Here is a 13667-nt window from a genome sequence, read left to right on the forward strand (position 1 = left end):
CAGAAAACACCCATTGCGGTTAAATTGTTTATAAATTCGCAACATGGACAGGTTGATCTACTTTGACAACAACGCAACCACACCGCTTGACCCCGAGGTACTGGAAGCGATGATGCCCTATTTCACCACGCACTATGCCAATGCGTCCAGCCTCACACATCGTGCGGGCCGTGCAGCCGCAGCTGCGGTGGACGCTGCGCGGGAACGGGTTGCGGCACTCATCGGCGCTACACACCAGGAAATCACCTTTACGTCGGGGGCAACGGAAGCCATCAACATGGCTATCAAAGGTGTATTTGAACACTACCAAAGCAAAGGCAAACACGTGATAAGCTGCCGTACCGAACATAAAGCGGTACTGGACACGCTCGCGTACCTGGAAAAAAAAGGTGCTGAGGTTACTTATCTGCCTGTGTCAGCCGATGGCAACATCGACCTGGATGCGTTGGACTCGGCCATCCGCCCAGATACGATAATGGTGGCGCTCATGCATGCCAACAACGAAACCGGCGTACTCCATCCTATTGCACGTATCGCCGAGCTCACCACTAAACACCAGACTTTGTTTTTTTGTGACGCCACCCAAGCGGCAGGAAAAATTGAAATCGACGTGCGCGATACCGGCCCCGACCTGCTTTGCCTGAGCGCCCATAAATTCTACGGCCCGAAGGGAGCCGGTGCACTTTTCGTCCGCCGCCGTAGCAAACGTATACAAACCGGGGCATTATTGCACGGTGGTGGCCAAGAAAACAAGCGACGAGCCGGCACATTGAATGTACCCGGAATTGTCGGACTGGGTAAAGCGGCGGAAATGGCCCGGCAACGGCTTGCCGAAGAGGCACGGCGACTTGCCGCCCTGCGCGACATACTGGAAACCACGCTGGCCAAATTACCGGCCACTGTTGTAAACGGGCAGGGAGCATCGCGGCTGCCACACGTGAGCAACATCACGTTCAAGCACCTCCGTGCCGACCAGATCATGATGAGTGTACCGGATATTGCCCTGGCTTCCGGCTCAGCTTGTGTGAGCGGCACACGCGACCCTTCGCATGTGCTGATGGCCATGGGACTTTCGGCTTCAGACGCCCATGCGTCGCTGCGCTTCAGCATGGGCCGGTTCAACACCGAAGCTGAGGTCCACACCGCTATCAGACAACTCACCTCCGCCGTGGAACAATTGCGGGCTTCCTCCCCCATCTGGCAACTGCATAAAGCTGGATTGGTAAAATAACCTCCGCGTTTAGGTACGAATCTTGTTAACTCTTTTTTATTTTGCGTATTGGCTACTCAAAACCATATCTTAATCATCGGTGCGTTCGATCGTTTCAATTACGGAGACCTGCTGTTCCCGATCGTCATCGAGGCACAGCTGGCCACGTATAGGCAGTCGTTTGATGTGCGCTACTTCGGCATCATTGAAAGTGATCTAAGTGCACTGGGCGGCAAGCCAACGGAGAATATCCAGTCATTTTATCGGGCCTGCCGAGAAACCACCGGACATACCAGTGTGATCGTGGCTGGCGGCGAGGCCGTAGCGGTGACATGGAATTCGCTGCTATTAGCATTGAGCGGCACGTTTAAACGGACCCATCGCTTCCACCATTACCTCAATAAGATTATTGATCTCAACGCATTTGCCAAGTGGAAACTGCACGGCGAAACAGCACTGCCCTTCGTTTTCACGGCGTCGGACTTTGCGGGTGTAGACAGGGTAATTTTCAACTCATTGGGCGGATCGGAAATGGCCCCGGCGACGTTCGACCGGTTCGGCGAACTTCGGGATAAGTTGCGCGGTGTTGACTATTTTGCCGTGCGTGACGAGGCTACACAGCAGCATTTAACCAAGCAAGGCATCGATACGCACCTTTATCCCGATTCGGCCATCCTCATGTCCAACTTTTTTCCGGTAGCACTACTCGCCAAACGCGTATCCGCACAGGTAGCCGAATATGTCGCCGCAAACAGGCACCGATACGTGTTCTTCCAGATTAAAAATAACCACGCCAAAACAAACGAATTACAGATCGCCAAACAACTGGATGCTATTGCCTCGCAAACGGGTCTTGACCTATGCCTGTGCCCCATCGGCAAGGCCCTCAATCACGACGATCACTTGGCCTTGCAACGCATAGCCCCTTTGCTGGAACAACCCAGCACCCTGTTTGGCAAGGTAACCGTCTGGGATATCATGTACCTTATTGCCAATGCCGCTGTATACGTAGGTACTAGTTTGCACGGCGCCATAACGGCTATGAGCTTTGCTGTGCCTTACGTGGGCGTAGCAGTACCAAAGCTTCATAGTTATCTGCAAACCTGGGGAGTAGATAGCATAAACCACACCGTTCCTTTAACGGGAATATACGAGGCAGTCGACCGGGCATTAGCAATCGACCGGAAGGCACTGGAGCAATCGCGCGAAAAGCAATTGAAAGCCGCCGAAGCTTCATTTTCGCATATCCGCCAGTTGGTTTTTCCTTAACAACACGCCATGAATCGACATATCCTAACACCTGAGGTACAACGCTATTTAACCGAGCAAGAACAACGAACCCCAACAGCAATGGCGCTGCAGAAAAGCCCGTTTCCAGCTGTTTCTCCTGCCGAACTGGCGCAACAATTGGATAGCCGACAACGCTGCCGCAAAAAATTGCCGCTGTGGTATGGTACGCCGGGTATTTACTACCCCGAAAAGCTATCCATCGAACAGGCCTCCTCGCAAGTTGCGGCACGCCACAAAGCCACCCTTATTCCCGAAGGTTCCAAGGTCATCGACCTCACCGGGGGCTTCGGTGTCGACACGCTTTTCTTTGCACAACGTGCGAAAGCGGTGACCCATTGCGACACCAATGCTGCACTTTCACAAATTGCTGGCTACAATGCGTCGGTATTGGGCGTGGCAAATAGTACATTTATTGCCGGAGACGGGATCGGGCATGTACAGCACCTTCCTGTCAACACATTTAATGTAGCTTATATCGATCCGTCGCGCCGCGTGGAGCAACGCAAGGTGTTCCGGCTCGAAGACTGTGTACCCGATGTGGTCGCCATCCAGCACGAGTTGCTCCGGAGCGTATCGACGGTAATCATCAAATCTGCCCCCCTACTCGATATCGCCGCCGCCCTGCAGGTACTGGAACATGTAAGTACAGTACATATCGTCAGCACCGGCAATGAATGCAAGGAACTGCTATTCGTAATGGATCGCGGGCATACCGGTGAACCCCACTTAATAGCCACTGCATTGACCGTGGATACCACGGCATTATTCACTTTCACACCATCTGAAGAACAAATGGCCAATCCTACATACGGCTACCCGGCAGGATATCTTTATGAGCCCGATGCGGCCCTGCTCAAGTCGGGCGCATTCAAATTGGTCAGCACACGCTATGGATTGAAAAAAATCCACCGCCATACCCACCTGTATACTGCCGGCGAACCGCGCACCGATTTCATGGGGAAAATTTTCCGGGTAACCGACGTGATGGGATACGGTGATTTTAAGAAGTCGAAAGCCGCGTGGCGGGGAAACGTGAGCACGCGGAACTTCCCGCTCAAAGCAGAGGCACTACGCAAGCGGCACCGCATCGGTGAAAGCAGTGACCGCCAATTATTTTTCTGTACAGGTCTAAACGACGAGCTATTGGTCATCTTTGCATCAAAATGCTGAGTATGGTTTGCCCGTGATACCGTTATTGCGGTACTTTGCATCCATGCATAAACAACTCAAGCTTTCCGCGCTCGATCTTTCGGTTATCATCGAGGGTGGCGATGCCGCCTCGGCCATTGCCCGTACGGTTGAAGCAGCCCAACACATCGAGCAATTGGGATACGCGCGCATCTGGCTCGCCGAGCATCACAACATGGAGAATATAGCGAGTTCGGCCACCTCTGTACTGATTGGCCATGTCGCCGGCAAGACGGATAGCATCCGTGTCGGTTCGGGTGGCATCATGCTCCCCAACCACGCGCCACTGGCGATTGCCGAGCAGTTTGGCACACTCGAATCGCTCTACCCGGGCCGTATAGACCTGGGATTGGGCCGCGCGCCTGGTACCGACCAATTGACGGCTGCGGCGCTACGCCGCAACAACCTGGGCACGGCCTACCATTTCCCTTCCGATATCCGTGAACTCCAACTTTATTTCAGTGATGACAATATCGCGGGCCGTGTACGGGCCTTCCCCGGCGAGGGATTAGACGTCCCAATCTGGATATTAGGTTCGAGTACCGATAGCGCTTATCTCGCGGCCGAGCTTGGGCTACCATATGCTTTCGCCTCGCATTTTGCACCCGCACAATTCCACCGTGCAATTTCCATTTATCGGCAGCACTTCAAACCGTCGGCCAAGCTTGACAAACCGTATGTACTGGCCTGCGTGAATGTCATCGCGGCAGACACCGACGAAGAAGCGCACGTATTGGCAACCAGCATGTACCGCATGTTCCTTGGTATTGTAACCAATACCCGCCGGCCACTGCAACCGCCAGTGCCTTCTATGGATCCTTATTGGACCCCCGATGTGGAAGCGGCGGTCAAGCAAATGACCGCCTGTACGTTTATCGGAGGACCTGAAAGTTTGGCACAACAGCTTACGACCTTTGTTGAGGAGACCGATGTGGATGAGTTGATGACCACGGGCAACATCTATGACCAGGGCGCACGGTTGAAATCGTACCGTATCTTAAACGAGGTGATTAAGAAGAATTAGCCTATCTTTGCGTAAGACAATACAGACACCATGGGATATCGCAGCCTCGCCGAATGCATCAATGACTTGGAGCGCCACGGACACCTTATCCGTATCAAGCAAGAAGTAGACCCCTACTTGGAAATGGCTGCCATCCATATGCGCGTGTACGATGCGCAAGGACCGGCTTTGCTGTTTGAAAATATCAAAGGAAGTCCGTTCCCGGCCGTATCCAACCTGTTCGGTACGTTAGCACGCTCCCGTTTCATGTTCAGGGATACGCTCGAGAAGATTAAGGTACTTGTAGACGTTAAATCTGATCCGATGCGGGCACTGAAAAAACCATTTCGGTATACAAACGTAGCCACGACAGCGCTGTCTGCCCTACCTTGGAAGGTGACGCGGAATTCCCCTATTTCACATGGCACCACGCGCATCAGCCAGTTACCACAAATTGTCAATTGGCCGATGGATGGCGGCCCGTTTGTAACCATGCCCCAAGTTTATACCGAAGATGTGACCAAACCGGGCGTGATGAATGCTAACCTGGGTATGTACCGTATCCAACTGGGTGGTAACGATTATACACCCGATACGGAGGTGGGGCTCCATTACCAATTGCACCGCGGCATCGGCGTCCACCAAACGAAGGCCAACGAGCTGGGCCAACCGCTGAAGGTAAGCATCTTTGTGGGTGGTCCGCCAGCCCATGCGCTGGCCGCCGTGATGCCTTTGCCCGAAGGGCTGTCCGAATTGACTTTCGCTGGCGCACTGGGCAAGCGGCGATTCCGGTATTTTTACGATGCGGAAGGGTTCTGCATTTCCGCCGATGCGGACTTTGTTATCACCGGAACAGTGTATCCGCAAGAGAATAAACCCGAGGGACCCTTCGGTGACCATCTAGGCTATTACAGCCTGGTACATCCTTTCCCACTGATGCGTGTGCACAAGGTGTACCACCGGAAAGACCCCATATGGTCATTCACCGTGGTAGGAAGGCCGCCGCAGGAGGACACCAGTTTCGGAGCGCTGATTCACGAGATCACCGGATCAGCCATCCCGCAGGAAATCAACGGCCTCCATGCGGTACACGCTGTCGACGCTGCCGGGGTGCACCCGCTATTGTTCGCCATCGGCAGTGAACGCTATACGCCTTACATGCAGACACAACGGCCACAGGAAATCCTCACTATTGCCAATCAGATACTGGGCAAGAACCAGCTAAGCCTGGCCAAATACCTGTTCATTTCCGCCCATCAGGATAATCCACAATTAGACATCCACGATGTCACGGCTTTCTTAACACATATGTTTGAACGGATTGATTTGGAACGCGACCTCCACTTCCATACGCAAACAACCATCGATACCCTGGATTACACCGGCGATGGACTGAATGCCGGCTCCAAGGTCGTCTTTGCAGCGGTGGGCAATAAAAAGCGTGAATTGGCCACCGAATTGCCGGGTGGCTTTGCATTGCCGCAACCATTCCAGGCCTGCAAACTGGCCTTGCCGGGTATTGTGGCCGTAGAAGCGCCGGCGTACACCGACGAGGCAACCGAGAGTAGCCGTATCGAAACATGGTGCCACGAAGTCCGTGATGTCGATTTCGGGGGCATCCAATTACTGGTACTTTGTGATGATGCCGCGTTTACTGCTGCAAACGCCGACAATTTCGTTTGGATTACCTTTACGCGTAGCAACCCCTCGCACGACATCAGTGGCGTGGGCAGTTTTACCCGTCACAAACATTGGGGATGTCTTGGTCCGCTGATTATCGATGCGCGGAAAAAGCCGCACCATGCACCGGAACTCATCAAAGATACCGAAACGGAAAAACGGGTGGACGCATTGGGGGCGCAAGGTGGTCCCCTACACGGCATCATATAAAAAAAGCCCTCCACCGAGCGGCGGATGGGCTTTCAATCATATTAACACATTAAATCAAAAAATCAGCCTTTATAACGGAACCACTTGACCAGTTCCTTGTAACTGGCTTTCTTGCCGTACATAAGGATACCCACGCGGTAAATACGGCCCGCCATCCACGTGGTGAGCATGAAGCCACCGACCAGCAAGGCAAAGGACAAAACGATTTCCCATACGGGCACCCCGAATGGCACGCGGACCAACATGGCTATGGGTGATGTGAACGGTATCATGCTCAGCCAAAATGCCAATGTCCCGTGGGGATCGTTGATCAACACGCCAAACGACAAAATATACGTGAATAGTAAGGGGATGGTGATGGGAAGCATGAATTGTTGCGTTTCCGTTTCGCTGTCAACGGCTGAGCCTACCGCAGCAAACAGCGCACTGTATAACAGATATCCTCCGAAAAAATAGAGCAAAAACGTAATGATAATGGTTTGGAAATCGACTTTGCCCAGCTCTTGGGTAACCTTGTCAACCATGCCCATCTCCGAACCGACCACTGCGCTGCCACCATTGCCGGCCACCAGCTCCTGGTTTTCCACCTTCGCCACCATCGCATTGCTCCCCCCCATCAGTCCGGTACCCGCAATACCCATCAATGCCGTTGAAAGCACAATCCAGAGGATAAACTGCGTGAGGCCAACCAACCCAATGCCAAGGATTTTGCCCATCATCAATTGGAAGGGTTTTACCGACGAGATGATTACTTCTACAATCCGACTGTTTTTCTCTTCGATGATACCCCGCATTACCTGCGATCCGTATAAGAAAAGGCAGATATATACCAAAATGGAAAGCGACATAGCAATCCCCATCGCAGCGCCGGCACTGCTATCTTTCTCGCCATCTTCGGTAATCTCCTTTGCAGAAAGGCTTACGCGTGGGCTGATGCTTTCTAACGTTGCACGGTCTATTCCGGCGGCTGCATAAGCCCTATCCCGAAGCACATCTTCCAATTGGTCGGTAATCTCGTCCTGCACGCCAAAACTGGCTGTCTCTTTAGCGAAAAGCTCAACCCGCGATGACGTCGACACGTCAGCCGGGATAATCAGGAGAAAGGTCTTCCCTTCTTCGCTCAGTATCCGTTTCTTCTCGGCGGCAATATCGTCAGAGGCTTCCAAAAAAGTGATTTTTCCCGTATTCGCCATTTTGTTGGCAAAAAGGCCACTTTGGTCAATCGTGTATACGGTAGCCTCGTTACTTTCAAAGCTCTTGGCCGTAAGGTAGATCGTGAGTGCGTAGATGCCGATGAGAAACAACGGAACCAGGAAGGTCACCAATAAAAAAGACTTTTTTCTAACCCGACTCAGGTATTCGCGCTTGATGATCAATAATATCTTATTCATTAGTGGCGTCGTTTATGAATATTTCAGCTTTGCGGTTACGTGCTGTACGAAAATATCATGGATGCTTGGGATGACTTCTTTGAGTTCGTGGATTTGCACCAGTGGAATCAAATAGGCGAGCACATCGTTGATGGTCATACCGCTGGCTATCTGCAGGGTCAGTGTCGTATTATCGCCGGTTATTTCCCGACTGGTAATATCAAACAAGCCTGCCACATCCGTGAGTTGCTTTTCCTGATGGAGGTATTCTAGCCGATAGGTGTTGGTACGGTAAGTATTCTTGATTTCCTTCACCTTACCGTCAAGGATTTTCTTCGATTTATTGATGAGCACGATGCTATCACACAGTTCTTCGACCGATTCCATCCGATGGGTGGAAAAAATAATGGTCGCTCCATTGCGGTTAAGCGCAAGAATTTCTTCTTTGATGATGTTCACGTTTACCGGGTCAAACCCGGTAAACGGCTCGTCGAGGATAATCAGATCAGGCTGGTGCACTACGGTGGCCACAAACTGTACCTTTTGCTGCATCCCCTTGCTGAGATCTTCCACTTTCTTGTGCCACCAACTCTGCATTTCCATTTTCTCAAACCAGTGTTTTATGCGGTCAATTGCTTCTGTCTTTGAGAGTCCTTTCAGTTGCGCAAGGTAAAGCATCTGCTCGCCTATTTCCATCTTTTTATACAGTCCCCTTTCTTCCGGGAGATAACCGATACGGCCGATGTGATTAGGGTTCAACCGCTCGCCATCGAAGTAAATCTCCCCACCATCAGGTGCTGTAATTTGATTAATGATGCGAATTAGCGATGTTTTGCCTGCGCCATTTGGGCCCAAAAGACCGAATATGCTCCCCTGCTCTACGCGGGTGGACACATCATCCAGCGCCCGGTGGTTGGCATATTGTTTTACAATATTTCTAATTTCCAGCATAGCGTGCATTGTGGTTCTGTATATTTGACGCCCATACGCTGCACTTGTTACAAGCCCTTCGGCCGTAGTTCTTGCTTCATCAATTTAACAGCTCGTCAAACAACAGTGAAACATAATACACACCACCAACCGACGGGTTACCCCAACTGGTGGTGTACAGCTTATTGCCAATATTAGTTCCCCCTAGTTTTACAATGGATTTGATAGCAGGGATCTTCTTACTTACCTGTGCATCAAACGTAGAATAAGCAGGGATCATTGAATGCCTGCCGATATTGACGGCCGGTGTACCTATCGAGCCGTTCCATAGGAATTCCGTTTGGTGCCGGAAGGTGAGGCCAAATCCCCAGCCGGTGCGGTTGATGTCGCGATTGGAAAACCCGACATTGAACCGATATTTCGGTGAGTTGAAAAAAGTGATAAAAGCGGGGTCCTCTTCCTGCAATTCGTCGTCATTGAGCAATACATTTTGCGTCACATTGCCTGTGAGCGTGTAACCCCTTCCGATTACATAGTCTAGCCCGATGCCCCAACCGGAGTTTTTAAGCACTTGTGGTGCATTCACCGGCATGCTGTATACGTTGCGACGCGTAGGGTCGGCTAAGTCGGCAACCGATCCGTTCGGATCTTTCAACTGCACCAATACGGTTATGCCCTCGAATGTGAGAAACCGGTTGTAATAGTAGAACAAATCCAAAAATAGGCGGTTATCGATCACACTTTTATAACCTAATTCGTAAGTCTCTACCTTTTCGGGCTCCCAAGCTTTGAATTGGTAGGGCGTGATATCACCGCTTTGGATGTCGGAAAGCGCGTACACCGGGTTGCTCACCATGTTATATCGTTCGCGGAATAGTGGCAGTCCGCCGACCAGCCGCGCCTGAGGCGTCAACAGGTCGATGTATTGGTTCTGGGTGGTCGGTATGCGGAAACCCCGCTGGAATGATGCCCGGAAGTTATGGTTGTCTGCAACGGTGAGTACCCCCGATATACGAGGACTAAACTGCCCCTTGAAATTCTCGTTCTTGTCGTAACGCACGGAAGCCGTCAGCTTGAAAACATCATTGAAATTACGACCCGCTTGGACATATGCACCCCATTCGCGGATGTTGAACTCATCATCGTTATCATCGCGTGCAAAGAGCGTTCCTTCCGAATTAAGGTCGTAGACCCGATAGTTTGCCCCAGCGATCAGCTCAACGATAGCCGGATCAATCTGCTGTTTAAAATTGAACATTCCTTCAGCGTGGTACATATTGGAGCGATCGAGGAAATTGGCTCCGGCCGGGATTGCCCGCGTTTTGATATCGGCTATGGTTGCTTCGAACTCCGTGCCTCCGGGCAGGAACATGCCATCCGCCGCCGCCAATGCAGGCGTCATGGCGTCGGCCATCCACCCTTCGCGACCAGTGCCGGCATAGGTGTTGGCTGCATTTTGGGCTACACCCACCGCCGTGCCATGGTCTGCCCCACCCTGCATAGCCTGTTGGTAGGCCGTCAAAAATGCACCGGCATACTGGGTGTACGCATTTTGCACGAAGGAAGGTGCACCCGCACCGATAGCCGTTTGCAAGTATCGTTGGCTCATCAGGCTTCCCAACACGCCGAGTGCATGGGCGTCGCCCGAATTCTCCCTTGTGGTATACCCCCGCACGAAGAAATTATCACCCCTTAGCTCTGCTTTATACTGTCCCAGCGTAAAATTCTGGATATTGTATCGGTCGGCAGCGGTATACACCGTCGAGCCCTTCCCCCAGTTCGCCTGCAGGATCGCTTCTACCTGATCATTAACCCGGTAATGCAACGATGCATTGAGCTTCAGGCTCTTTGTTGGATAATCCGTCAGCTGCTGTTCGGAATAGCCCGGCGCGGGCTGATAATACTGCGGAACCATGTTCTGAAAGATATCGCGTGCCGCGTCCAGTTGTTGCAACGGATCTGCTCCGGCGATAAACTGCGGTAAGGTGGCGTTCCCAATTTCGGGAATAGCTGTAGTATATATTGCGCCCAACGCCGCAGATGACCCGTCGGAGCCGTCCCCCGGCATGCCATTGGCGTACAGAATATCATAAAGATTGGCACCCACATCGCCATACCAGTTAACCCCGTCGTACGTGGGGTTGCCTTGCGTATTGCCGATGTTGTTTTCGAGGTTGGTATTATTGGTAAGGCTTTGGTCGCGGTAATCCGTAGCCTGCCAATCTTCTGCCTTGAGGTAGGCGATATTGGCTTTAAACGCAAATTTGTCGTTGAATGCTTTTGCGAAACGTACGGCCACGTCATAAAAAGCGGTGTTCGTTTGCGTACGGTTGGATGCACTCATCAATCCGGTTTTCACATAGGCACTCAACCCTTGGTAAGTAAATGGCGATTTGCTGTTCATCAGTAGCAGGCCGTTGATGGCATTCGGGCCATACAACGCCGAGGCAGCGCCTGGCAAGAGCTCTACGCTTTCCACATCCAGCTCAGACATCCCCACCACGTTTCCTACGGCGAAGTTAAGGCCGGGGGCTTGGTTATCCATGCCGTCCACAAGCTGTACCAGCCGTGTGTTGCCGTTAGACCCAAAGCCCCGTGTATTGACCGATCGGAAGGTGAAGGACTGGGTACTCATCTCTACACCTTTCAAATTCTGTAGCGCATCGTAGAAACTGGGCTGTGGGCTCTCACGGATACCCAATACGTTCAATTTCTCGATAGAAACCGGCGATTGCATGACGCTCTCTTCGATCCGCGAAGCCGATACCACGACCTCAGAAGCCATGATAGTCTGTTCATGCAGGGTAATGGACAATGTCGACGACGACTCGGATACGGTAATCTCTTTTGATGCATAACCGATCGACGAAATCTGTAACGTGAGCGGCAATTGGTCATTTACCCGCATGGTAAATTGCCCGGCGTCATTGGTGGTGGTACCGATTACTTTTCCTTTGACCTGGATACTCACCCCGATCAGTGGTCGACCGATTGGGTCAGAAACCGTCCCAGAAACCGTTGTTTGAGCAGAAGCAGGAAGAGAAAACAAATGGAGCGCGAATAGTAACACATACCATTCGAAGCGCTTAACGATCATTATGTGTGTCATAGTGTTGTAGTTATAATGGGTTACTACAATAAGTATAATTGGATTACTACAATAATACGGAAATATTTCAACATATGTCTTAAGTTAACCGATTAACATTTTTTAACACTCCAATCGATTAAACTTTCGTGGCGCTAAACACTCTCATCAATAACAGCGCCCATCCCGTAAACGCCGAACGGCAAACAGCACGGCAAGTGGTGGCCTGCAAAACAAGAACAACAACGAATAAAGGAGGACAAGATGAAAAATGCAGCATTAATTACACTCTTGGTTTCAGCGATGGCTTTTTCAACGGTAGCCCAGGAACGCGAACAACGGATATCCAAAACCGCGGAGGAAATCGCGCAGATGCGTACAGACCGCTTGGCGGAACAACTGACCTTAACCGAGGACCAACAACAGGCGGTGTATGCACTAAGTTTGGAAAACGCAAAAAAAATGCAAGCAGCACATAAGGAACGTACTGCCAAGATGGCCGAGCAGCGTGCTGAAATGAAAGCTTCACAGGAGCGGTTGAACGAAATTCTCACCAACGAACAGCGTGAAGTGCTCAAGCAACAACAAGCGGAGCGGGCGGGGAAGATGAAATCGATGCGGGGTGCCCGGAAAAATGGCATGTTTAAAGAAGGGCGTTCCAAAAGTGGTAAGCACGACTTCCACAAAAAGGCGGACCGCGGCATGACAACGGAAGCATCGCCCGAAACAGCGAAATAACGATTCATATTTTTGGTTAAGTTTGATGATGAGCGCCCACTCCACCTTTTGGTGGATGGGCGTTTTTTACTAAGTTTGTCCAGAACCAACTGAAATACGATGCAACGAATCAGCGTTATCGGGTCGGGCACGATGGGCAGCGGTATTGCCCATACCTTTGCGCAATACGGATTTGATGTCGCCTTGGTAGACATCAGTGCAGCAGCGCTAACGAAAGCGCAGGCGACCATCGCCAGCAATCTGGACCGCCAAATCAAAAAGGAAATCATCGCTGAAACGGAAAGGGAGGATATCCTTGGCCGAATCTCCACGTATACCGATGTGGACAAAGGCGTGCGTGCCGCCGATTTGATTGTAGAGGCCGCCACCGAAAACGAGCAAGTGAAATTGTCGTTATTCGAACAAATTGACAAGCGGTGCCCACAACATACGATCCTTGCTAGTAACACATCGTCCATTTCCATCACCAAAATAGCAGCGGCTACACAACGACCGGAACAAGTGATTGGCATGCATTTTATGAACCCCGTTCCGGTAATGAAACTGGTGGAGGTCATCAAAGGTTATTCAACTTCAAACGATACGACAAACAAGGTAACCGCGCTCGCCATGCAATTGGGTAAAGTGCCCGTGGAGGTAAACGACTACCCCGGGTTTGTAGCCAACCGCATCCTGATGCCCATGATCAATGAAGCGATTTATACACTGTACGAAGGTGTTGCGGATGTAGAAGCCATAGATACCGTCATGAAGCTGGGCATGGCCCACCCCATGGGGCCGCTGCAACTGGCCGATTTCATCGGCTTAGACGTATGCCAGGCCATCTTACAGGTACTTCATGGTGGTTTTGGCAATCCCAAATACGCTCCGTGCCCGCTGCTTGTAAACATGGTAATAGCCGGCAAATTGGGTAAGAAATCTGGTCAGGGATTTTACACGTATTAGTGTGTCCCTAACGTA

General features: G+C 51.4%; 10 protein-coding genes. 7 read left to right on the forward strand and 3 right to left on the reverse strand.

Going from position 1 to position 13667, the window contains the following annotated elements; translation table 11 throughout:
* Nucleotides 1-43 precede the first annotated feature (43 nt).
* Genes VNQ80_RS16885 through VNQ80_RS16905 form a run of 5 tightly spaced genes read left to right on the forward strand, consistent with a single transcriptional unit; the run spans nt 44 to nt 6581 of the window.
* Nucleotides 44-1231 (forward strand): cysteine desulfurase family protein, encoded by a 1188-nt coding sequence (locus VNQ80_RS16885; RefSeq protein WP_325640828.1) that lies wholly within the window; start codon nt 44-46, stop codon nt 1229-1231.
* Nucleotides 1232-1279: 48 nt separating this feature from the next.
* A complete protein-coding gene (locus VNQ80_RS16890) occupies nt 1280-2479 on the forward strand; it encodes a polysaccharide pyruvyl transferase family protein (RefSeq protein ID WP_325640830.1) in 1200 nt (399 codons plus the stop codon).
* A 9-nt stretch (nt 2480-2488) separates the two neighbouring features.
* A complete protein-coding gene (locus VNQ80_RS16895; protein WP_325640831.1) occupies nt 2489-3670 on the forward strand; it encodes a class I SAM-dependent methyltransferase in 1182 nt (393 codons plus the stop codon).
* Between the two features lie 43 nt (nt 3671-3713).
* The gene (locus tag VNQ80_RS16900; RefSeq protein WP_325640832.1) at nt 3714-4712 is read left to right on the forward strand and encodes an LLM class flavin-dependent oxidoreductase; all 999 of its coding nucleotides are present in this window, start codon (nt 3714-3716) and stop codon (nt 4710-4712) included.
* Nucleotides 4713-4742: 30 nt separating this feature from the next.
* Complete coding sequence (locus VNQ80_RS16905) at nt 4743-6581, forward strand: UbiD family decarboxylase (protein ID WP_325640834.1); 1839 nt, start codon at nt 4743-4745, stop codon at nt 6579-6581.
* A 62-nt stretch (nt 6582-6643) separates the two neighbouring features.
* Here VNQ80_RS16905 and VNQ80_RS16910 read toward each other — a convergent pair whose 3' ends face one another.
* From VNQ80_RS16910 to VNQ80_RS16920, 3 genes are all read right to left on the reverse strand, one after another.
* On the reverse strand, nt 6644-7972 hold the full coding sequence (locus VNQ80_RS16910; RefSeq protein ID WP_325640835.1) for an ABC transporter permease: 1329 nt from the start codon (nt 7970-7972) through the stop codon (nt 6644-6646).
* Between the two features lie 12 nt (nt 7973-7984).
* Nucleotides 7985-8902, reverse strand: a complete 918-nt coding sequence (locus VNQ80_RS16915; protein ID WP_325640836.1) for an ATP-binding cassette domain-containing protein — start codon at nt 8900-8902, stop codon at nt 7985-7987.
* A gap of 79 nt (nt 8903-8981) precedes the next feature.
* Nucleotides 8982-11990 carry a TonB-dependent receptor gene (locus VNQ80_RS16920; protein WP_325640837.1) on the reverse strand — a complete coding sequence of 1003 codons (3009 nt, stop codon included), beginning with the start codon at nt 11988-11990 and terminating at the stop codon, nt 8982-8984.
* Between the two features lie 243 nt (nt 11991-12233).
* Here VNQ80_RS16920 and VNQ80_RS16925 point away from each other — a divergent pair, with 243 nt between their 5' ends.
* Both VNQ80_RS16925 and VNQ80_RS16930 read left to right on the forward strand, forming a co-directional pair.
* Nucleotides 12234-12707, forward strand: a complete 474-nt coding sequence (locus tag VNQ80_RS16925) for a hypothetical protein (protein WP_325640839.1) — start codon at nt 12234-12236, stop codon at nt 12705-12707.
* 99 nt (nt 12708-12806) lie between these two features.
* Nucleotides 12807-13652, forward strand: coding sequence for a 3-hydroxybutyryl-CoA dehydrogenase (locus tag VNQ80_RS16930; RefSeq protein ID WP_325640841.1), 846 nt, complete (start codon nt 12807-12809; stop codon nt 13650-13652).
* The last annotated feature ends 15 nt before the right edge of the window (nt 13653-13667 follow it).

The sequence above is a fragment of the Parapedobacter sp. genome (assembly GCF_035556095.1).
In the GTDB taxonomy this organism is placed as follows: Bacteria; Bacteroidota; Bacteroidia; order Sphingobacteriales; family Sphingobacteriaceae; genus Parapedobacter.